Raw genomic sequence first — 21,722 nt, forward strand, 5'->3', positions numbered from 1 at the left:
TCGGCTTCGATAACGGTTTCGGCCGCTTAGAAAATCATTCGACGTCAGGAAGGCACCATGAATACGAAGTCCACCACAGCGGCAGATGAAAGTTCGGCCACACCAGAAAACCCTGCCAGTAACCCGTCACGTATCCGTGAAGGACTTCCCTTCCCACTGGGTGCCAGTTGGGATGGCCTGGGCGTCAACTTCGCGATCTTCTCGGCCAATGCCACCAAGGTTGAGCTGTGCCTGTTCGACGCCTCGGGCGAAGTGGAACTGGAACGCATCGAGCTCCCGGAATACACCGACGAGATTTACCACGGCTACCTGCCGGATGCTCATCCGGGCCTGATCTACGGCTACCGCGTATACGGACCGTATGACCCGCAGAATGGCCATCGCTTCAACCACAACAAGCTATTGATCGACCCGTACGCCAAGCAATTGGTAGGCGAGTTGAAATGGTCGGAAGCCCTGTTCGGCTACACCATCGGCCACCCCGACGGCGACCTGAGCTTCGACGAGCGCGACAGCGCGCCATTTGTACCGAAAAGCAAGGTTATCGACCCGGCGTACACCTGGGGCCGTGATCAGCGCGTCGGCATCCCGTGGGACAAAACCATTGTCTACGAGACCCACGTGCGCGGTTTCACCATGCGTCATCCTTCGGTGCCGGAAGAGCTGCGCGGTACGTTTGCAGGTCTGGGATCAGCCGACGTCGTCGATCACATCCGCAAGCTGGGCGTGACCTCTGTCGAGCTGTTGCCGATTCATGCGTTCGTCAATGACCAGCACTTGCTGCAAAAGGGCATGACCAACTATTGGGGCTACAACAGCATCGCGTTCTTCGCCCCTGATCCGCGCTATCTGGCACACGGCAAGATTGCCGAGTTCAAGGAAATGGTTGCGCACATGCACCATGCCGGGCTCGAAGTGATTCTGGATGTGGTCTACAACCACACCGCCGAAGGCAACGAGCTGGGCCCTACCCTGTCCATGCGCGGTATCGACAACGCCTCGTACTATCGTCTGATGCCGGACGACAAGCGTTATTACATCAATGATTCGGGCACCGGCAACACGCTGGACCTGAGCCACCCGTGCGTCCTTCAGATGGTCACCGACTCCCTGCGCTACTGGGCTTCGGAAATGCATGTCGACGGTTTCCGCTTCGACTTGGCAACCATTCTGGGCCGTTACCATGATGGCTTCGACGAGCGTCACAGCTTCCTGGTCGCCTGCCGTCAGGATCCGGTGCTGCGTCAGGTCAAGCTCATTGCCGAGCCGTGGGACTGTGGCCCGGGCGGCTATCAGGTCGGCGGCTTCCCGCCGGGCTGGATGGAATGGAACGACAAGTTCCGCGACACCGTACGTGCCTTCTGGAAAGGCGATGAAGGTCAGCTGGCTGACTTCGCTGCACGCATGACGGCCTCCGGCAACATGTTCAATCAGCGCGGTCGTCGTCCTCAGGCGTCGGTGAACTTCATCACCGCGCATGACGGTTTCACCTTGCACGACCTGGTGTCGTACAACGACAAGCACAACGAAGCCAACGACGAAAACAATCAGGATGGCAGCAACAACAACCTGTCCTGGAACCACGGCGTCGAGGGTCCGACCGAAGACCCGGAAATCAACGCGCTGCGCCTGCGTCAGATGCGTAACTTCTTCGCCACCCTGCTGCTCGCTCAGGGTACGCCGATGATTGTCGCCGGTGACGAGTTCGCCCGTACCCAGCACGGCAACAACAACGCCTATTGCCAGGACAGCGAAATTGGCTGGGTGAACTGGGATCTGGACGGCGATGGCGAAGCGCTGCTCAAGTTTGTCACCCGCGTGATCAAGCTGCGTCAGAGCTACCCGATCCTGCGTCGCAGCCGCTTCCTGGTGGGCGATTACAACGAGGAAATCGGCGTCAAGGACGTGACCTGGCTCTCGCCGGACGGCAACGAGATGACCGTCGATCAATGGCACGACAGTAATGGCCGTTGCCTGGGCATGTTGATGGATGGCCGCGCGCAGGAAACCGGTATTCGTCGTCCGGGCGCTGATGCCACGCTGTTGCTGGTGGTCAACGCACACCATGACGGTGTCAACTTCACGCTGCCGGAAGTACCGGAAGGCACGCACTACACCTGCCTGATCGACACCAATCAGGACGATGCACGCAGCAAGGAGCAATTCAGTTTCGGTACGGAATACACCGTCACTCCTCGTTCATTGCTGCTGTTCGAACTCAAGCGTGAAGATCAGCAATGACCCAGGCCTTGAGTGAGTTTCTCGACTGGCGCAGGCACGGCTATGCCGATACGCGTGCGCTGGGCGAGTGCTTGCAGGCAATGGTCAACGAAGGGCTGGACTGGATCCCCCTGCCTGCCAGCGGTCAGACGCTTGAGCGCTGGCAGGCGCTGGCCTGCGTCGCAGGCCATGATCTGGGGTTGTGCAAGCTGTATGAGGGGCACACCGACGCCATGGCGATCATGGCGGAGCTGGGTGCCCCGCCCCCCGAACAATTCAGTACCTGGGGAATGTGGGCGGCCGAGCCGCCTCAGGCCCGGGTACTTCTCAGCGGTGCAGGCGATTCGCTGAGACTCGATGGACGCAAGGCATGGTGCTCGGGTGCTGCTGTACTCAGCCATGCACTCGTCACCGTATGGGACGAGCAGCAGCGCCAGCAACTGGTCGCCGTGCCACTGGATCAGCCGGGTGTGAAGATCGGCACCGATGGCTGGCGTGCCGTTGGCATGGGCGCGACGGGCAGTGTCGACGTACTGTTCGAGCAGGCCTTCGGGCACCTCGTCGGCTCTCCCGGCGATTACCTGAACAGAGCAGGATTCTGGCAAGGCGGCATCGGTATCGCGGCCTGCTGGTATGGCGCCTCTCGATCGATTGCACAACGGCTGTTTCAATCCGGCAAGCGTGACGATCCCCATGCGCTGGCGCATCTGGGCGCTGTGGACACAGCGCTTTATGGAGCGTCCAGGGTGTTGCAGGCAGCAGCCGACGAGATTGATCATGCGCCGCTTGCCGATGCTCAACTGCTTGCCAGGCGCTGTCGCGCAGTGGTCGAAGAGTGCGCCGAGCAGGTCATACAGCACACAGGCCGTGCGCTGGGTGCCGGACCTTATTGCAAAGATGCGCACTTCGCCCGCTTGAGTGCGGATCTGCCGGTTTTCCTGCGTCAGAGCCATGCCGAACAGGACCTCGCCGCACTTGGCGAACAGGTACGCAATCATCGTCCAGCCACCGACACCTGGTCGCTGGTCACCGAGGCTCGTGCTCATGAGTGAAGGATTTACGGTCAGCGAGGACGAGTCCGGTCGCGGCACGCCGCTGGAAGCCTGGAACGCCTCGAAGAAACTGGGTGCGCTGGCGGCAATCACTGCTGACCTGCTGGTGCCGCCCAACTGTCGGGCGGTCATCATCGCCCCCCACCCTGACGATGAAATACTGGGCTGCGGCGGCCTGATGCGGCAATTGGCGCAATTGGAGCGCTCGCTGATGCTGATATCGGTGACTGACGGCACTGCCAGCCATCCGGGCTCGCCGTTATGGCCTGTGCAGCGGCTGAGCGCGATCCGGCCCCAGGAAAGTGCCGAGGCGCTCAAGCGACTGGAGATTCCTCTGGACAGTCTGGAATGGATTCGGGGCGGCTTTCGGGATGGCGATGTCGCCAGCGACGAAGACCGTCTGGTCGCGTTCCTCGAACAGCATCTGTCCCCCACTGATGTAGTGTTCGCGACCTGGTCGGAAGACGGCCACGGGGACCATGAGGCCGTCGGCCGGGCCGCAGGCCGTGCCTGCAGGGCAACTGGCGCGCAGCTTCATGAAGTCCCGATCTGGGCCTGGCATTGGGCTGACCCCGAAGACGAGCGTCTGCCGTGGGAGAGAGCGCGCAAGGTGTTGCTGGACCCGCAAACCAGCGCCCGCAAGCGGGACGCTGCCCATGCCTTCGCCAGCCAGTTACAGGGCGATCCCGGCATCGGTTTATCGCCCGTATTGCCGAACAGTGTGTTGGAGCGTTTGCTGCAGCCTTTTGAAGTGGTTTTCACATGAGCGTGGCTGACAGCTATTTCGACGAGCTTTTCCGTAACGACAGCGACCCGTGGGCGTTCAAGCAGCGCTGGTACGAACGACGCAAGCGGGCGCTGTGCCTGGCTGCACTGCCCAGGGAACACTATGCGGCTATTTTTGAGCCCGGGTGCGCCAACGGCGAGCTCAGTGCCGAGCTGGCCACACGCTGCGATGCCCTTTTGTGTTGCGACACATCGCAACGCGCTGTCGAGCTGGCGCGCGAGCGACTGACTGATTTCCCCCATGTTCGCGTGATGCAGGCACGTCTGCCGCAACAATGGCCGCAAGGCCAGTTCGATCTGATTGTGCTCAGCGAACTGGGGTACTACCTGGACCTCAATGATCTGTACCGCTGGATCGACTGCGCGCTGGAAGCGCTTACGCCGGACGGTCAGATTCTCGCCTGCCACTGGCGACCTCACATAGACGATTGTCCGTTGAGTGCACAGCGTGTCCATGACGTGCTGAACGAGCGGCTCTCGATGCACCGGCTTTTCACTCATCACGAACAGGACTTCCTGTTGGACCTCTGGGGACGTGATGGAACCTCTGTGGCTGAAAAGGAGTTCTGGGATGATCGGCGTTCTGATTCCGGTACATAACGAAGAGCGGTTGCTGGATCAGTGCCTGGAAACTGTCCTGATGGCCGCAGCGCATCCAGACCTGAATGGTGAACAGGTCGAAGTTCTGGTGGTACTCGACAGTTGCACTGATCACTCGGCTGAGATCGCACGGCTCTATGGCGTCATGACACTGGACATTCAAGCGCGCAACGTAGGCCAGGCTCGTGCGCAGGGCGCCGCCTTTCTGCTGGACAGAGGTGCCCGCTGGCTGGCCTGTACCGACGGAGACAGCAGCGTGGCCAGCGACTGGCTCGCCGAACAGCTGGCGCTGGATGCCGACGCGGTATGTGGCACGGTGACACCGGGTGCCTGGGATAAGGGTGTTTCCGTCGCTGCACAGACGACCTACAACGCGCTCTATCAGCATCGTGACGGGCATCGTCATATCCACGGTGCCAACCTGGGTGTGAGTTCGATGGCCTACCTGCGTGCCGGCGGATTCCCCGCACTGGCGTGCCATGAAGACGTGCATCTGGTTCGTCAGCTGGAACTCTGCGGTGCACGCATAGCCTGGAGCTGTCGCCCGCGGGTCACCACCAGCACCCGGCTGGACTCAAAGGCCCGGGGCGGATTCGGGGATTACTTGCGGTCATTGAATCCCTGACGGCTGACACGTCGTGTGTCTTGCAGCATCCACCATGCAGGTTATTGATGATTCGCCGTCTGCATCCCGGAGTTGTCGGAACCGGACGCGCCCAGCGTGCTGGTGAAGAACCTGACCGCTTCCGCACTCAGCGTACGATGGATGTCGGCCCGGTCAACGCCTTCGCGATCGTTGCACACCATGGGCATGCTGGCGCGCTGCTCATCGCTGCAGGGTGCCATGAATATGAAGTGCCCTGCCCCGGCCAGCAATTTGTAGTCCGGCGCCTGGGGCAACTTGCGCGCCAGCGCTTCAGCGTTCTTGTCCAGCGCCAGCAGTTGATCATCAGCGCCCGCATACATCAGCACCGGTACATGGACATCACCCAGCGTCTGCCTGCCGAACATCAGGCTGAGCGGCGCCATCAACATCAACGCGCCGACCCGTTGATCAGCCTGTGGGTGCAGGTCTTCACGGTCTGCCACCAACTGGCCCTGAGTCTTGCAGGCGTCGCGGTCGGAAGGTCGCTCGACGCAGTACTGCTGCAGGCGCTTCAGGTCAGGTTGTGCGCCTGCCAGGATGAGTGCGGTCTCACCGCCAGCCGAATAGCCGATCACACCCACCTGACGCGCGCTGAGGTAAGGCGCAAGCATGGGGTCCGTCAGCGCGGCGCTGATGGCTTCTGAAATCTGCAGGGGTCTGCCGTAAAGATTGCTCAAACTGCCAAGGCGGCTGTGATCGCGATAGTTGTCGCCAGGATGGACGACCGCCACCACGACGAAGCCCCGACGGGCCAGCGAAGTCGCCAGATCGTGCAGCGCGAGTGGCGTGCCGGTGTTGCCGTGAGACAGCATCAGCAACGGAAAACGTCCCAGCGCGATGGCTGCGTCCTCACCAGCTTCGACCCGATAGCCCTGCACGTTGCTGACCTGCTCGGGATCAGTGGAGGGATAAAAGGCGATGGCCTGCATCGGCTGGGAATCCAGCGGATCGATAAAACTCAGCTCGTGATAGCCGGCACTCCATTCGCTGTCCGGCAGCACGTTATCCGTGACGAAATCGTCGGCCTGAACATGCACCGAAATCAGGCTATCGAGCAGACAAACCAGCATCACTGCACAAAGACGTACCATGGCAAGGCCCAACCTTTGTAAGTCCCGGCATGTGCCGGACAGTCCATTCATGCGCTTGTGTCGAGCTTCATGCTCCAGCGCCCCGCTCTCACAGCAAATGAGAGTGCTTCTTGCAGAAATAGTGCATAAGCCGGGCCATCTATCTTCGCTGTTTTTTTCAACTGCCAACCACTGCACAAAAAATCGGCTCGAAGCAGCGCTCAGGCGTGCAGTGTACTGCCGCCAGCGCCTGGCTACCTGTAAGGAAGCTGTCAATTCTTCACTGAACTGCAGGCATTAAAAAACTCCACAGCCCTGCGCAACGCGCGGGCGGTGGAGTTTGATCGAAACAGGGCGCTGTCAGGCGAACAGCGTTTGCTCGATGTGCTGCTGCGCAGCGGTCAGCGCGTTGGCACGAGGCTCTTCACCGTAAGCGAGGCCTTCGGCGCGGACGAACTGAAGATCGGTCACGCCGATGAACGCGAACATCAGCTTGAGGTAATCCTCATGACCCACGCTGCTCGGCTGCCCGGAGTGCATGCCGCCAGCCGTGGAAACAATGATGACCTTCTTGTCGCCGCACAGGCCTTCAGGGCCGGCTTCGGTGTAACGGAAGGTTCTGCCCGCGACTGCGATGCGGTCGATCCAGGCTTTCAACTGCGTAGGAATGGTGAAGTTGTACATCGGTGCACCGATGACAACTACATCCGAATCCAGAAACTGCTGCAAGGTGGCTTCGTTGGTCGCGACTTCCTGCTGCTGGGCAGCGTCGCGGCCTTCGACCGGCGTGCCTGCGGCGGCGAGGGTCGCTGGCGAGAAGTGGCCCAGCGCTTCGCTGGCCAGGTCGCGATAGGTCACAGCGCTGTCAGCGTGTGCGGCTTTGTAAGCTTCCACAACGCTACGGCTGAGCTGACGCGAAGCGGAGTGGTCACCAAGAATGCTGGAATCGATGTGCAGAATGTTCATAAGGGCTTCCCGAGTCATATCGTCATTGGGCGATCAAGTGGGGAGCATCCTATCGCTGTTCCTAATGCGTGATTAGTCGCCCTGAATGTGATTGTTCGTTCTACTGATAGAACTATAAATGGACTCAGGGTTATGCGTCAGCTCCTTGAATGAGGTTTCGAACGCATCCAGCATCGCCCTGATGGCGGGGAGCAGCCCGCGCCGGGACGCAAACGCGGCATGAATCACGCCGCATTTGGGGCGATGGGCATTGAACAGCTCAACGAGGCGCCCCTGCTGAAGAGCATTTCGAACCAGTATCTCGGGCAGTTGCGCCACGCCCACACCCTGCAGCGCGCCTTGCAGAATGGCATCCAGGTCCGAGCAGACCAGCCGTGGCGCGTGACGCACTTCCACATATTGCCCCGCCCCGTTTTCCAGTAGCCAGCGGTGGTTCGAGGTCGCCGAGATCAGGTCCAGAGTGGGCAGATTTGCCAGATCTTCGAACGAGGCATCGGTGCCAATCTGCGCTGCCAGATCAGGATGAGCCACCAGCCGCTGGGCGCTGTAGCCGAGCGTCTTGACCACCAGCCCTTCATCTTCCAGAGGCGGAAATCGCACTCGCAGTGCAATGTCGATGTTCTCGGACAGTGGATCGACCCGGCGATTGGTGCTCTCGATAAACACCTGCACCTTGGGGTGCGCGGCCATGAAACGGGCCACGGTCTCGTTGATACCCATCGCGCCCATGGCAGGCGGACAGCTGAGGGAAATGCGCCCTTGGGGTTCGGATCTGGAACGCTGAATGGCCTCTTCCGCCGCCTCGGCCTCGACCAGCATCGCAACGCAATGCCCGTAGTAATCCCGCCCGCTTTCGGTCACGGCGAACTTGCGCGTGGAGCGCTGGATCAGCCTGACGCCGAGCCGCTCTTCAAGACCCGCAATACGGCGGCTGAGCTTGGACTTGGGAATACCCAGCTTGCGCCCGGCAGGCGCAAATCCCCGGCACTCGACCACCTGGACGAAATAAAACAGATCATTGAGATCGAACAACGGACACCTCGCGCGCTCAGAGGGCGCGAGTATGGCAGCGGGTGAGCCGGCACCTCAAATTTGCGTGGCTTTCGCTGCCCCTTCGCGAATTGACTCGCGGTTACCACGCGACCCACAAACTACCACTGCATCCCCGGCAAGCCGCCTCACACAGTCAGGTGTTTGCTGCGAGCAAGCACCGTGTCAAAGACGCGCTGAGGCCTGCCACTCAATCAGAGCTATATGTGCGGCGCAGTACTTACCGATCAGCCGTCAAAAACGCCAGTACGGGCCGGATAAACGCGTCACCCGCCTCGACACTCGACAGGTGAGCGGCCGCAAGCTCGATCATCTGCGCACCCGCGATACGTTCAAGCATGAAATGCCCGTCTGCTGGCGTGGTCACGGCGTCTTCTGTACCGCAGACCACCAGCACCGGCAGCTTGATCAAGGCGATCTGCTCGCGATAATCCGCATCACGCACCGCAGCGCAGTTGGCCGCGTAACCCTGAGGTGAGGTCTGCGCCAGCATGCCGACGATCGTCTCGACCGTCGCTGGCTCGGCTTTCGCAAAGGACGGCGTGAACCAGCGGGCAATCGAAGCGTCACGCAACGCAATCATGGCCGACTGACCGTCACGCAGCACCGTTTCGATGCGCGGGTTCCAGACATCCGGTTTTCCGATCTTTGCCGCGGTGTTGCACAGCACAACGCGTTGCAGGCGCTCAGGGGCATGGATTGCCAGCCACTGGCCGATCAGCCCCCCCATGGACAGGCCACAGAAGAACACCTTGTCCAGATTCAGCGCGTCCAGCAACGCCAGCACGTCCCGGCCATTGAGTTCGATGCTGTAAGGACCCTCGCTGACCAGCGACTGCCCATGGCCGCGCGTGTCGTAACGCAGCACACGAAAGTGTTCGGTCAGTGCCGAAATCTGGTTGTCCCACATGTGCAGGTCGGTGCCCAGCGAGTTGGACAGCACCAGCACGGGCGCATCCTGCGGGCCTTCAAGCAGATAATTCAACGGGCCATCGGCGAGTTGTACGGCAGACATTCGAAGCTCCAGAGAAAGCAAAAGCTGAACACTAATGAGTGTCGGGACGTCATACAATCCGCTGATCGAATATCCGTGCGACTATCGAACACCTTACCGGTCGCCACATCTGGCAAGGAGCGCACCATGCGAACCGAAGACATCGCCACTTTCTGCCTGAACCTGCCCGGTGCCCGCGAAGACTACAAATGGGGCGGGATACGGGTGTTTTCCATTGCGGGCAACAAGATGTTCGCGGTCATGGACCTCGTCGGCCAGGGCTTGTCGTTCAAGGTTCATCCTGACCTGTTTCTCGGCTATGTGGATCGTCCAGGCATCCGCCCTGCCCCGTACCTGGCCCGAGCGCACTGGATCAGCATTCCAGAACCCCACGCCCTGAGCGACGATGAGATTCGAGATCTGCTGACACGTTCGCATCAACTGGTGGTCGGCAAGCTGCCCAAGCGGCAGCAGATTGCGCTGAAACTATAAGGGCAGCGGCACCCAGTGCCAGAGCCGACGGCCCAGAAACAGCCAGTCGATCCACAAGGCCTGATGAACCAGCACGATCAACCAGAACACAACCTGAAAGGACACCTTGCGGGTCTTGTGCCGAAAGACCTGCTGCGCCAGCAGCGCGCCCGGCCACCCTCCCAGCAGTTCGGTGGCATGCAGCACGTTTTCAGGCGTGCGCTGCCCGCCTTTGCCGGCCTGTAACTTGTCATGCCGATACAGCACGAACGCCAGCAGGCTCATTACTGTGATCATGAGCACCGGAATCAGCAGACCTTGCCTGATCCACAGCATTGCCGATCCATAGACCGGCAACGCACATAGCAGCGCCAGGACCATCAGTTTGAGGCGCAATGCCTGAACCGGCGCCTTGCGCTGCCGGGCAGGCGGCCTGGCCTCACGAGCCGACGTCATGCCTTGGCGGCCGCCCAGTCGATCCAGCCGAACTGCCAGGTCGCCAGAATCAACAGACCGAACGCAATGCGATACCAGGCAAACACGGCATAGCTGTGGGTGGCGATGAACCTGAGCAGACCGCGCACCGCGATCATGGCGAAAATGAACGAAGTAATGAAGCCGATGGCGAAGACCGCAACGTCGTCTGGACGAAACATGTCACGGTACTTATAGCCCGAGTAAACCGCAGCGCCCACCATGGTCGGCATGGCCAGAAAGAACGAAAACTCGGTGGCTGCCTTGCGCGACAGACCGAACAGCAGGCCGCCGATGATGGTCGAGCCGGAGCGCGACGTGCCGGGGATCATCGCCAGGCACTGCACCAGACCGACTTTCAGCGCGTCGGTCCATTTCATGTCGTCGACGGTCTCGGCGTGGACCACATGCTCGCGGCGTTCGGCCCACAACATGATTACGCCACCAATGACCAGCGCAGTCGCCACGGTGACAGGGTTGAACAGATAGTGGTGAATCAGGTCGGCAAAGATCACGCCCAGAATCACCGCTGGCATGAACGCGATGAGCAGGTTGATCGTGAAACGTTGCGCCTGCTGCTCTTTGGGCAAGCCGACGACCACATCCAGAATCTTGCGCCGGAACTCCCAGACCACCGCCAGAATGGCGCCCAACTGAATGATGATATTGAACGCCGCCGCACGGTCACCGCCGAAGTCGATCAAGTCCGCGACAATGATCTGGTGGCCCGTGCTCGAGATCGGCAAAAACTCCGTCAGTCCCTCTACAACACCCAATATCAACGCCTGCGCAGCGGTCCAAAGATCCATCATTCCCCCATACAGCGATACCCGAGGCTCGCTGATTTGTATTGTCTTATGAAAAAAGCCTGCCACTATGCCGCTGCAAAGCTGAATGAAGCTTGAAGAAGCGCCGCAAAAACGCAGAATGCTAGCAGACCTTTCAGCGTAAAGCCTGCTGGCAGCATGAGCTTGCCATCAGAACCTGCACGGTGCGCCTGGAACCGCTTACAATCGCCGGCCCTTCCTACCCGCTACCAAGGAGCCGCCATGTCCGGGCTTGAACTTTTTGCTGCCGCCATCGGCGTGATCGCGGTCTGGCTGACGGTCAAGCAAAACCCGTGGTGCTGGCCGATCGGCCTGGTCATGGTGGTGATCTACATCTGGATTTTCTACGACATAAAACTCTATTCGGACATGCTGTTGCAGGCGATCTACGCCGGATTGCAGGTCTACGGCTGGCTGCAATGGACCCGCCACGGCAGCGGTCTGCCGGTGCGTGCGGTATCGGTGCTGCGCGGCGGTTCGGTTGCAATCGGCTTGGCCATTGGCGTCGTCATCAGTCTGGCGCTGGGGGCCGGCATGGCTCACTTCACTGATGCCGCGCAACCCTGGCTGGACGCGGCGCTTACCGGTTTCAGCCTGGTGGCGCAGGTCTGGATGGCACAAAAGCGCGTGCAGTGCTGGCCACTGTGGATCGTGCTGGACGTCATTTTCGTCGGTCTGTTCATCTACAAGGATCTGTACCTGACTGCAGCGCTCTACGGACTGTTCACGCTGCTGGCCGTTCAGGGCTGGCGCGAGTGGCGCAACGACCTGGCGCTGGCCCGATGAAGGTTCTGGTGCTGACCGGCCCGGAGTCCAGCGGCAAGAGTTGGCTCTGCGCGGCGATACGCGAGCGCTTTGGCGGTGTTCTGGTCGATGAATACGTGCGTCACTTCATCGACGAGCAGGGTCGCGACACGGTCTATGACGATATTGATGCCATCGCTCAGGGTCAGCTCGACCGGGAAGACGCCGCTCGCGCGACAAGGCCTGCGCTGTTGATTCTCGACACGCATTTGCTGAGCAACATGCTCTGGAGCCGCACCCTGTTCGCAGATTGTCCGCAGTGGATCGAACAGCAGTTGCTCAAAAGGCACTATGACCTGCACCTGCTGCTGTCCCCCGAGGGCGTCGAGTGGATCGGCGACGGACAACGCTGCCAGCCGGAACTGACAGAACGTCAGGCGTTTTTCAGCGCCAGCCGGCAATGGCTCGATCAGCATGCGCAACGCTTTCAAGTGATAGAAGGCGACTGGCAGCAACGCCATGACCAGGCCATGGCGGCCGTCAGCCGGTTGCTCGCGACCTCACCGGATCTGATGCTTGTGCAGCAATCGGTAGAAGGTCGGACGCGAAATCCCTAACACCTTGGCCGCTACACTGAGGTTGTCGCTGTGGCGGGTCAGCACATCACACAGAGCCTGCCGCTCAGCCCGGGACTTGTAGTCATCCAGCGTTCCCATGCTACTGACAATGTCTTCCTCGCCCAGAAGCCCCAGATCCGCGGCTTCGATCTGCCGACCTTCGGCCAGTACCAGACCACGTCGCACCCGGTTGGCCAGTTCGCGCACGTTGCCCGGCCAGTCATGCTTGCCCATGGCAATCAGCGCATCCTGACTGAAGTTCCGGGCGCGCCTGCCGGTTTCATGGCTGTAGAAATGCGCAAAATGATTGGCCAGCATTGCCAGATCGCCATGTCGCTCACGCAGCGGAGCCGTGCCGACCTGCAGGACATTGAGCCGGTAATACAGGTCCTCACGAAAACGCTTCTTGCGAATGGCCGCCTCGAGGTCCACATGGGTGGCGGCCAGCACCCGGACATCCACAGGAATCGGCTCACTGCTGCCGATGCGTTCGATCTGTCGATCCTGTATGAAGCGCAGCAGATGCGCCTGGACTTCGAGGGGCAGATCGCCGATTTCATCCAGAAACAGCGTGCCACCGTCTGCCGCTTCAATACGCCCTATCCTGCGCTCCTGTGCGCCGTTGAAGGCGCCCTTCTCATAACCGAACAGCTCGGCGTGAATCAGGTGTTCGGCAATGGCACCGCAATTCACGGCCACGAACGGTTTGTTACGCCGTTGAGACTGGGCGTGCAGGGTGCGCGCGACCAGCTCTTTACCCGTACCGCGTTCGCCGCGAATCATGACCGGCGACTCCGTCGGTGCCAGCTTCCCGAGCAATCGACGCAGCTCGCGAATCGGCCTGCTCTCGCCGAGCATCTCGTGTTCGCTGCTGGACGTCTGCGCCGCCCCCTGAGCCCGCAGTCGAGCCATGCCATAGGCACGGCCCAGCGTGACCTGCATACGGGCGACATCGAACGGCAGGGTATGGAAATCGAAAAACCACTCGCAGACGAAATCCCCGATCTTTTCCCGGCGCAGGTCATCCGGCGCCAGCACTGCGATCCATTGAGTATTGGTGCGAGTAATGAGCTCCTTGACCATCTCGGGATGCTCGAAATGGTCAGGCATCAGGCGAATCAAACCGACATCACAGCTGAGAGTGAGCGCCGACTCGAGCGTACTGCTGTCCACCGCCCATCCGGCGGCATGCAGAACAGGGATCAATTGATGACAATCATCACAGGGGTCAACAATTAACAGACGTCGCGTTGGGGCCGATTCATGCATAGAGGTTCCTTGGCGCCCGGCGTCGAATTAAGGTTATGAAAAACGCTGTATAAACAGTATGTTGGCGAGCCCGATCCTTACATTAGCAAATATTTGACACCGCCTTGTACCGTTTGCATCTAATGGCAATAACCAAACGTCATTAGTGATGTAACGCTACTTTTACGGCCGCGCACGTAACGGAATAAAAAAAATTTCAGAAATGTGTGTGACTCATGCGCCCCTCCCGTTCATCAACACAAGTAACCAGCCGGACGGTAAGCCCGCCGACGTGACTGAATTGATATGGGCACTTTGAGGAATTGACCATGAACGCCCCACTGCGCTTCAACGATGCACTTCTGATCGCTGGACACGCTTTTGAACCCTTCCAGTGTGTTGCCTGGGCACCACAGGACGGGAACGGCGAACTGAGCCTGACCGTAATTGACCGCACCAGCACCCGCATTGGCCGCAAGCAGATTCCGAGCAGCACCTACTCGGACAAACAGCAGCTGGCCAGCGCTCTGGAGCAGGCCCGTGCTGAAATCAGTAACGAAGGGTATGACCTCAAGCCTTGGACCATGCCAGCCTGAGTTCCTGTTTGAGCGTGCCTATCGAAGTGCGCAGTCCGTTACACGCGACTCTGCCTCGATACTGATCGTGCCCATCGCTGCGCGTGGGCACGCATCCCTTGAGGCTCCGGGCACAGATTCGGACTCAGTGAGCAGAACGCGTCACCTGAGTCACCGCTGAGCTTCAGTCAGCCGGGCCAAGCTCATCAATATGCCGATAATCCGCCCCCAGGCCGCGCGCCAGCTCTCGCGCTCTTCCCAGCCGAATCGGGCCTTTTTCCATATCGATCAACAGACTTGCGCACTCAAAGGCCAACAGTGCCGGCAGTTGCTTGAGCCTGCCGTCGGTCAGCACCAGAACACGCTGTTGTTCGCACGGATAACGCTTGCTGCGTTTCGCCAGCCACAGACGGGCCTCTTCCAACGCTTGCGGCAGCGGCGTTCCGCCTCCGGCCCCCAGCGCATCCAGCCACGGAGTCAGCGCCGACGATGCTTTCAAGCCCTGATACTGCCAGCTTGGCGTATTGCCACTGGCGGTGAGCAAGGCCAGTCGGGTGCGGCTGCGATAGGCGTCGTCAAATACCTGGGACAGTACGCCCTTTGCCTGGCTGAGTGCCTGATGGCGTTTCGTTGACGCAGACGCATCGACAATCACCAGCAAGAGCTCGCTGGGGCGGCTGCTGCGCGGCTGGCGAACCAGATCGCCAGCCTTTTTCGGACGACCTCTCATCAAGGTCGGCAGCCATTGGACAGGGCCATCCAGGCCTGCTCGCAATGCGCCGGTTCTGCCCGAAGCAAGTCGGCCCGGCCGGGGAACGGCACCCGCCCCCTTTGAGCGATGGGGACGGATGCCTAAGGCTTTTTTGGCCAGCTCGGCACTTCGCGGCGTGCTCCGGTAGGCACTGCCTGAGCCGGTAGCTCACCCCAACTGCCCTGCCCGCCTTGGGTGTCCTGTTTTTCGGACACACCGGAAGGTGGCGTTTCCGGTGTTTCCGGCGATTGTGGTGGTGGCGACTGTTCGCGACGGCGATGACGCAAGGCAAACTCGGCCACGGCATCAATGTCCTGTTCTTCGATCTGCCCCGCGCCACGCCAGGCCGCATGTGCCCGTGCGGCGCGCAGCCAGACCAGATCGGCACGCATACCGTCCACACCCGCCGCAAAGCAGCGTTCGGTAATCAGCGCCAGCGACGTGTCATCCAGTTCAATGCCAGCCAGCCGCGAACGGGCCTGCTCACAACGCTGTTTCAGCGCGTTCTGCCCGGATTGCCATTGAGCACCGAAAGCGTACGGATCGGCATCGAAATCCAGACGCCTGCGGATGATCTGGCTACGCTCGGCAGGCAGCACCTGTCCGCTCAGGGCGACGTTGAGGCCGAAACGGTCCAGCAATTGCGGACGCAGTTCACCCTCTTCCGGGTTCATGGTGCCGATCAACACGAAACGGGCCGCATGACGATGGGAGATGCCATCACGCTCCACCAGATTGACACCGCTGGCAGCGACATCCAGCAGCAGGTCGACCAGATGATCAGCCAGCAGGTTGACCTCATCGACATACAGCACGCCGCCATCGGCCTTGGCCAGCACACCTGGCGAGAATCGCGCGCGGCTTTCGGACAGCGCGGCATCGAGATCCAGCGTGCCGACCAACCGTTCTTCGGTCGCACCCAATGGCAGAGTCACGAACTGCCCGCTGGCGAGCAGATCAGCCAGTCCGCGCGCCAGGGTCGATTTGGCCATGCCTCGTGGACCTTCGATCAACACGCCACCAATACGCGGATCAATGGCAGTCAGGCACAGCGCCAGCTTCAGGTCATCGGCACCCACGACGGCGGCGAGCGGAAAATGCGGCGTTTCGGCAAGGTTTGAATCAGACAGGGTCATCACTTCTCTTCCATATCCAGCAGCAGGTCTTCCAGGGCTTGTTGATAATCGCCCGGCACCTGCCAGAGGCCGCGCTGCTGAGCCTCGAGCATGCGCTCGGTCATGTCACGCAAGGCATCGGGGTTGTGCTGTTCAATGAATTCACGAGTCGACGGGTCGAGCAGATAGGCATCGGCCAGCAGTGCGTATTGGTGATCATCGATCAGCTCAGTCGTCGCGTCGAATGCGAACAGGAAGTCCACGGTGGCCGCCATTTCGAACGCGCCTTTGTAGCCGTGGCGTTTGACGCCCTCGATCCACTTGGGATTCGCTGCCCGCGAACGGATCACACGGTTCAACTCTTCCTTCAAGGTGCGGATTTTCGGCAGGTCCGGCTGGCTGTGATCACCATGGTAGCTGGCCGTTTTCTGGCCGCTGAGGGTTTCAGCGGCGGCGAGCATGCCACCTTGAAACTGGTAGTAATCGTTGGAATCGAGCAGATCGTGCTCGCGGTTGTCCTGGTTCTGCACCACCGCCTGCACCTGAGAAAGACGCTGAGCGAAACGCTGCCGGGCAGGTGTGCCTTCATCTGAACCGCCATAGGCATAACCGCCCCAATTCAGATAAACCTCGGCCAGGTCCTCGCGGCTTTGCCACAAGCGACCATCGATAGCGCCTTGGACGCCTGCGCCATAGGCGCCTGGCTTGGCACCGAAGATGCGCCAGCCGGCCTGACGCGCGGCTTCGTCCTCGCTCAGACCTTCAGCGATAAAATTTGCCCGTTCTTCGCGCACACGGGCGGCAATCGGGTTCAGGTCATCCGGTTCGTCCAGCGCCGCAACAGCTTGCACGGCTGCGTCGAACAGACGAATCAGGTTGGCAAAGGCATCGCGAAAGAAGCCGGAAACCCGCAAGGTCACGTCCACTCGCGGGCGGTCCAGCAGGCTGACCGGCAGAATCTCGAAGTCATCGACGCGCTGACTGCCCGTCGCCCAGACAGGACGCACACCCATCAGCGCCATGGCCTGCGCAATGTCGTCGCCGCCTGTGCGCATGGTCGCTGTGCCCCAGACCGAGAGGCCCAGTTGCCGCAAATGATCGCCGTGGTCCTGAAGATGGCGCTCCAGCAGCAGGTTTGCCGACTGGAAGCCGATCCGCCACGCCGTGGTCGTTGGCAGGTTGCGTACGTCCACGCTGAAGAAATTGCGCCCGGTGGGCAATACATCCAGCCGCCCGCGACTCGGCGCACCGCTGGGCCCGGCAGGCACAAAGCGACCGCTCAGCGCATCCAGCATGCCCTGCATTTCTCCGGGACCACAGGCGTCAAGGCGTGGGGCGACCATTTCCCGCAGGCTGTCGAGGATCAGCGCCAGATCGGCATGCTCCGGCAAATCCGTCACGTCTCGACCTTGCGTAATGCGTTCGATCAAGACGGCGGCGTAGAGCTCAAGACGCTCACGCGCATCGCCAGCCGTGCGCCACGGGTCGGCACTCAGTGCCAGCAGTTCGGTTGGTCGCGGCCCCTGCCAAGGCTCGGCAAGCTCGCAATCCAGCGGATCGAAGCCCAGATCGAATGCCTTGCTCAACGCCCGCAACAGGCTCGACTGGGCTCCGCGGCCGTCGCCACGGGGAATACGCAACAGCGCCAGCAACGTGTCGGTGCGCAAGCGACCTTCAGGTGACTGGCCAAAGATATGCAGACCATCGCGGATCTGCGATTCCTTCAAATCACACAGATAGGTGTCCAGACGCGGCAACCAGACTGCAACGTCTGCATCACAGTCGGTCGCTTCATCCAGCGCCAGTTCCCGGTCGATCTGCGTTTCGCGGACCAGCTTCAGGATATCGCGCTGCAGCTCGCGGGCGCGGCGCGGGTCGAGCAACTGTGCTTCGTAATATTCGTCGGCCAGCAATTCCAGATTGCGCAGCGGGCCGTAGGTTTCGGCGCGGGTCAGGGGCGGCATCAGGTGGTCGATGATCACGGCCTGCGTACGACGCTTGGCCTGCGCACCCTCGCCCGGATCGTTGACGATAAACGGATAGATATTCGGCATCGGACCCAGCACCGCATCCGGCCAGCAGTTCTCCGACAGGCCTACACCCTTGCCGGGCAGCCACTCCAGGTTGCCGTGTTTGCCGACATGCACCACCGCATGCGCGCCGTAGGCCTTGCGCAGCCAGAAGTAGAAAGCGAGATAGCCATGCGGCGGCACCAGATCCGGGTCGTGATAGACCGCGCTCTGATCGACCTGATAGCCGCGTGCAGGCTGAATGCCGACAAAGGTCAGACCGAAGCGCAGGCCTGCGATCATCATCCGGCCGCTACGGAACATCGGATCGGCGTCCGGCGCGCCCCAGCGGGCGTTCACCGCATCACGATTGGCCTGCGGCAGCGCATTGAACGCGTCCAGATATTCATCCAGCGCCATGCTCTGCTGACACGGACGCTGATCGATGCTGTCCAGATCGTTGGTCACGCCGCCAAGCAGTTGGTGAATCAGCTCGGTGCCGCTGTCAGGCAGCTCAGACACCGGATAACCCTCAGCCTGCATGGCGCGCAGGATATTCAGTGCGGCAGCCGGCGTGTCCAGCCCGACGCCGTTGCCGATACGACCGTCGCGAGTGGGATAGTTGGCCAGAATCAGCGCGACACGCTTGTCGCCATTGGGCAGCCGCGCCAGCAGAATCCAGCGCCGCGCCAGTTGCGCGACGAAATCCATACGCTCGGGATGAGCCCGGTAGCAGACCACATCGGACTGACTGCGCTCACTGCGCCACGCCAGGTCCTTGAAGCTGATGGGACGGCTGATGATGCGCCCGTCCAGTTCCGGCAGCGCGATGTGCATCGCCAGATCGCGCGCGCCCAGGCCCTGCTCGCTGGCCTGCCATGCAGGCTCGTTGTCCTGCGCACAGATGGCCTGAATGACCGGCACGTCGCGTCGGAACGGTCGCAGGTGCGGCGCTTCCGGACTCGACTGGGCAAAGCCGGTGGTGTTGAGGATCAGCTCAACTCCGGCCTCATCCAGCCAGTCTTCTACCTGCGTGAAGCAGCCAGCCTCCTTGAGGCTGGCGACGGCGATCGGCAAAGGGTTGAGGCCCTGTGCCTGCAGTCGCGCGCAGAAGTCGTCGATGAAGCCGGTGTTGGCGGCCTGCAAGTGCGAACGATAAAACAGCAGCGCAGCCACAGGCTGGTCACTCAGCCAATCGGCCTGCCAGCCGGCCAGTCCGGCAGTTGCCCGCTTCGGATGATAAACAGCGGTACGTGGCAACGGCTGAGGCTCGGCCCAGGCGTAGTCGTGACCGAGCCAGGTGCTGGCGATGCAGCTATAAAGGTCCAGCGCATTCTGTAGACCGCCCTGACGCAGGAACTGCCACAGGCGGTTGCAGTCGGTCGCAGCAACGGTGCTCAGGTCGATCAGTTCCGGATCGTGCCGGTCACACCCCGGCACCATAATCACCGTGACGCCTTGCGCAGCCAGTTCCATCAGCCGCTCGACGCCGTAACGCCAGTAACCAATGCCGCCGTGCAGAGAAAGCACAATCACTTTGGCGTGACGCAGTACCTCATCGACATATAGGTCGACCGAGGCGTGGTTCTGTATCTGCATCGGGTTGGCCAGACGCAGGCTGGGATAATCATCCGGCATCTGCCGGGCCGCTTCGGCCAGCAGCGCCAGGCTCGAATCGCCGCTGCAGAGAATCACCAGATCGGCCGGGGTCTGCCCCAGGTCAGCGATGCTGTCGTCGGGTACGAAACCGCCGGGCTGGGTTCTCAGCAGGTGCATGGATCAGTCCTTGCTCATCTCAAGAAGTTTTGCTTCCAGCCCTTTATAAACCTCTTCTTCCAGCAAGCTGTTGAGCTGGGCTTCAAGCGCAGCGGCATCCAGTTCCTGGCCAATCAACACCAGATTAGTGATGCGCTCTTCGTCCGCACGCCATGCACGGTCAAAGTGCTTATCAAAACGTGTGCCCACGCCCTGAATCAGCAGGCGCATCGGCTTGCCGGGAATCGCGGCAAAACCTTTGACGCGCAGAATGCCGTGCTGCACGACCAGTTGGTTCAATGCATTGAGCAGTAAAGCCTCTTCGGCCTGAGGCAGTTTGATGGAGATCGAGTCAAACGCGTCGTGGTCGTGATCATCGTCTTCACCGTCATGATGATCATGATGGGTCTTGCGACCGTCGATGTGGACTTCCGATTCGGCACCGACGCCCAGCAACACGCTGATCGGCAGACGACCACTGCTGGCCTCGATCACCTTGACGGCGGGCGGCAGTTCTTCAGCGACTTCGGCGCGAACCGCAGCCAACCCTTCAGCGTCGATCATGTCGGCCTTGTTGAGGATGACCAGATCGGCGCTGGCCAATTGGTCGGCAAACAATTCGTGCAGGGGCGACTCATGATCCAGATTCGGGTCCAGCTTGCGCTGGGCATCGACCTGGTCCGGGAAGGCTGCAAACGTACCGGCCAATACCGCCGGACTGTCGACCACGGTGATGACCGCATCGACGGTGCAGGCGTTACGGATTTCCGGCCATTGGAAAGCCTGAACCAGAGGCTTTGGCAGCGCCAGGCCGCTGGTCTCGATCAGGATGTGATCCAGATCGCCGCGACGAGCCACCAGTTCGCGCATCACCGGGAAGAACTCTTCCTGAACCGTGCAGCACAGGCAGCCGTTGGCCAGCTCATAGACACGCCCGTTGGCCTCTTCTTCGGTACAGCCAATGGTGCACTGCTTGAGGATTTCGCCGTCGATACCCAACTCGCCGAACTCGTTGACGATCACAGCGATGCGACGCCCTTCGGCGTTATCGAGCATGTGACGCAACAGGGTGGTTTTACCCGAGCCCAGAAAGCCGGTGACGATGGTGACGGGAAGCTTGGCCAGTGTTTTCATCAGATGCCCTTGTGGCAATGCGGCGGGCAGACAGGACGAGAACCGCGTGCGACACACACGGATCAGATCGCCACCGGATCACCCCGCCCGGTTGTAGTGAGAATTCGCAGGCCTTGGCCCGGGTCGAGGCAGGTCTCCTGGCTTACGGCAGCGCATTGCAGGCTTTCAAGCCTTGCGATACGCATTCATCGCGCCTTCCCGCCGGGGCAGTGGCTGTGCGACGAACATGACCGATTACAGTTGCGGGGGCAGCTGCGGCATCGACCGCATTCCCGTCTTAGCTACGCTTGAGCACTGGGCTGCAAGCGAAGAACCTCGAACCGGCAAGGCTACGCAGTGACCGCTGGCAGGTCAATCGCTGAGATTGACGATCCCCCGTCACGCGTGGTCTCCTGTGCGCCTTGTTACGGGTGCCCCTCACGGGGTGAAACGGGAAACCGGTGCGCTCAGATCGTTGAGCAAGTCCGGTGCTGCCCCCGCAACGGTAAGCGAGAGGAAGTCAGATCCACTGTGCTCCGGCATGGGAAGGTGACTTCGAAGGAGATACAGTGTTGTCTCGTCCCCTCGCGAGCCCGGAGACCGGCCCGCTACGTTTGCAAATGACACACCCGCGGTGGG

The 21,722-nt window shown here is 60.9% G+C and carries 20 protein-coding genes and 2 riboswitches; of the genes, 9 read left to right on the forward strand and 11 right to left on the reverse strand.

Annotated features, from left to right (window positions below; all coding sequences use genetic code 11):
• Window positions 1–57: 57 nt before the first annotated feature.
• The 5 genes from glgX to JTJ32_RS07695 are packed head-to-tail and all read left to right on the forward strand — an operon-like array spanning window position 58 to window position 5,283.
• Complete coding sequence (gene glgX / locus JTJ32_RS07675; protein WP_099227794.1) at window positions 58–2,241, forward strand: glycogen debranching protein GlgX; 2,184 nt, start codon at window positions 58–60, stop codon at window positions 2,239–2,241.
• Window positions 2,238–3,272 carry an acyl-CoA dehydrogenase family protein gene (locus JTJ32_RS07680; protein WP_210041647.1) on the forward strand — a complete coding sequence of 345 codons (1,035 nt, stop codon included), beginning with the start codon at window positions 2,238–2,240 and terminating at the stop codon, window positions 3,270–3,272. The genes glgX and JTJ32_RS07680 overlap by 4 nt, the downstream gene beginning before the upstream one ends.
• Entirely contained in the window at window positions 3,265–4,038 is a 774-nt protein-coding gene (locus JTJ32_RS07685) for a PIG-L deacetylase family protein (protein WP_210041648.1), read from the forward strand. Before JTJ32_RS07680 ends, JTJ32_RS07685 begins: the two co-directional genes overlap by 8 nt.
• The gene (locus JTJ32_RS07690) at window positions 4,035–4,658 is read left to right on the forward strand and encodes an SAM-dependent methyltransferase (RefSeq protein ID WP_210041649.1); all 624 of its coding nucleotides are present in this window, start codon (window positions 4,035–4,037) and stop codon (window positions 4,656–4,658) included. The genes JTJ32_RS07685 and JTJ32_RS07690 overlap by 4 nt, the downstream gene beginning before the upstream one ends.
• Window positions 4,630–5,283, forward strand: coding sequence for a glycosyltransferase family 2 protein (locus tag JTJ32_RS07695; protein WP_210041651.1), 654 nt, complete (start codon window positions 4,630–4,632; stop codon window positions 5,281–5,283). The genes JTJ32_RS07690 and JTJ32_RS07695 overlap by 29 nt, the downstream gene beginning before the upstream one ends.
• A 41-nt stretch (window positions 5,284–5,324) precedes the next feature.
• Here the strand turns inward: JTJ32_RS07695 and JTJ32_RS07700 are convergent, their stop codons facing one another.
• The 4 genes from JTJ32_RS07700 to pcaD all read right to left on the reverse strand — a co-directional run bounded on the left by JTJ32_RS07700 (window position 5,325) and on the right by pcaD (window position 9,405).
• A complete protein-coding gene (locus JTJ32_RS07700; protein WP_184322559.1) occupies window positions 5,325–6,395 on the reverse strand; it encodes an alpha/beta hydrolase family protein in 1,071 nt (356 codons plus the stop codon).
• 339 nt (window positions 6,396–6,734) lie between these two features.
• The gene (locus JTJ32_RS07705; RefSeq protein WP_210041653.1) at window positions 6,735–7,340 is read right to left on the reverse strand and encodes an FMN-dependent NADH-azoreductase; all 606 of its coding nucleotides are present in this window, start codon (window positions 7,338–7,340) and stop codon (window positions 6,735–6,737) included.
• A gap of 72 nt (window positions 7,341–7,412) precedes the next feature.
• Entirely contained in the window at window positions 7,413–8,372 is a 960-nt protein-coding gene (locus JTJ32_RS07710; RefSeq protein ID WP_099227800.1) for a LysR substrate-binding domain-containing protein, read from the reverse strand.
• Between the two features lie 238 nt (window positions 8,373–8,610).
• Complete coding sequence (pcaD, locus tag JTJ32_RS07715) at window positions 8,611–9,405, reverse strand: 3-oxoadipate enol-lactonase (RefSeq protein WP_210041655.1); 795 nt, start codon at window positions 9,403–9,405, stop codon at window positions 8,611–8,613.
• Between the two features lie 126 nt (window positions 9,406–9,531).
• Here pcaD and JTJ32_RS07720 point away from each other — a divergent pair, with 126 nt between their 5' ends.
• Window positions 9,532–9,876: an MmcQ/YjbR family DNA-binding protein gene (locus JTJ32_RS07720; RefSeq protein WP_099227802.1), complete on the forward strand. Its 345-nt coding sequence runs from the start codon at window positions 9,532–9,534 to the stop codon at window positions 9,874–9,876.
• On the opposite strand, the gene JTJ32_RS07725 is transcribed toward JTJ32_RS07720, so the two are convergent.
• Both JTJ32_RS07725 and JTJ32_RS07730 read right to left on the reverse strand, forming a co-directional pair.
• On the reverse strand, window positions 9,871–10,311 hold the full coding sequence (locus tag JTJ32_RS07725; protein WP_184322555.1) for a DUF1294 domain-containing protein: 441 nt from the start codon (window positions 10,309–10,311) through the stop codon (window positions 9,871–9,873). The genes JTJ32_RS07720 and JTJ32_RS07725 overlap by 6 nt on opposite strands.
• Window positions 10,308–11,138, reverse strand: coding sequence for an undecaprenyl-diphosphate phosphatase (locus JTJ32_RS07730; RefSeq protein ID WP_099227804.1), 831 nt, complete (start codon window positions 11,136–11,138; stop codon window positions 10,308–10,310). Before JTJ32_RS07730 ends, JTJ32_RS07725 begins: the two co-directional genes overlap by 4 nt.
• 240 nt (window positions 11,139–11,378) lie before the next feature.
• Between JTJ32_RS07730 and pnuC the strand changes: the two genes are divergently transcribed.
• Together pnuC and JTJ32_RS07740 are read left to right on the forward strand one after the other, a co-directional pair.
• On the forward strand, window positions 11,379–11,942 hold the full coding sequence (pnuC, locus tag JTJ32_RS07735; protein ID WP_210041657.1) for a nicotinamide riboside transporter PnuC: 564 nt from the start codon (window positions 11,379–11,381) through the stop codon (window positions 11,940–11,942).
• Window positions 11,939–12,517: an AAA family ATPase gene (locus JTJ32_RS07740; protein WP_210041659.1), complete on the forward strand. Its 579-nt coding sequence runs from the start codon at window positions 11,939–11,941 to the stop codon at window positions 12,515–12,517. The genes pnuC and JTJ32_RS07740 overlap by 4 nt, the downstream gene beginning before the upstream one ends.
• Here the strand turns inward: JTJ32_RS07740 and JTJ32_RS07745 are convergent.
• Complete coding sequence (locus JTJ32_RS07745; protein ID WP_099227807.1) at window positions 12,461–13,786, reverse strand: sigma-54 dependent transcriptional regulator; 1,326 nt, start codon at window positions 13,784–13,786, stop codon at window positions 12,461–12,463. The genes JTJ32_RS07740 and JTJ32_RS07745 overlap by 57 nt on opposite strands.
• Before the next feature lie 308 nt (window positions 13,787–14,094).
• Between JTJ32_RS07745 and JTJ32_RS07750 the strand changes: the two genes are divergently transcribed.
• Window positions 14,095–14,361, forward strand: a complete 267-nt coding sequence (locus JTJ32_RS07750) for a hypothetical protein (protein ID WP_004879734.1) — start codon at window positions 14,095–14,097, stop codon at window positions 14,359–14,361.
• Window positions 14,362–14,524: 163 nt separating this feature from the next.
• Here JTJ32_RS07750 and JTJ32_RS07755 read toward each other — a convergent pair whose 3' ends face one another.
• The 4 genes from JTJ32_RS07755 to cobW form a co-directional block, all read right to left on the reverse strand.
• Entirely contained in the window at window positions 14,525–15,115 is a 591-nt protein-coding gene (locus JTJ32_RS07755) for a vWA domain-containing protein (RefSeq protein ID WP_210041660.1), read from the reverse strand.
• A 77-nt stretch (window positions 15,116–15,192) separates the two neighbouring features.
• Window positions 15,193–16,227: a magnesium chelatase ATPase subunit I gene (locus JTJ32_RS07760; protein ID WP_210041661.1), complete on the reverse strand. Its 1,035-nt coding sequence runs from the start codon at window positions 16,225–16,227 to the stop codon at window positions 15,193–15,195.
• The gene (gene cobN, locus JTJ32_RS07765; RefSeq protein ID WP_210041662.1) at window positions 16,227–19,991 is read right to left on the reverse strand and encodes a cobaltochelatase subunit CobN; all 3,765 of its coding nucleotides are present in this window, start codon (window positions 19,989–19,991) and stop codon (window positions 16,227–16,229) included. The genes JTJ32_RS07760 and cobN overlap by 1 nt, the downstream gene beginning before the upstream one ends.
• Window positions 19,992–19,994: 3 nt before the next feature.
• A complete protein-coding gene (gene cobW, locus JTJ32_RS07770) occupies window positions 19,995–21,104 on the reverse strand; it encodes a cobalamin biosynthesis protein CobW (RefSeq protein ID WP_236059214.1) in 1,110 nt (369 codons plus the stop codon).
• A gap of 110 nt (window positions 21,105–21,214) precedes the next feature.
• Window positions 21,215–21,437: riboswitch (cobalamin riboswitch) on the reverse strand.
• Between the two features lie 58 nt (window positions 21,438–21,495).
• Window positions 21,496–21,706: riboswitch (cobalamin riboswitch) on the forward strand.
• The last annotated feature ends 16 nt before the right edge of the window (window positions 21,707–21,722 follow it).

The organism is Pseudomonas alliivorans, assembly GCF_017826695.1.
GTDB classification, from domain to species: Bacteria; Pseudomonadota; Gammaproteobacteria; order Pseudomonadales; family Pseudomonadaceae; genus Aquipseudomonas; species Aquipseudomonas alliivorans.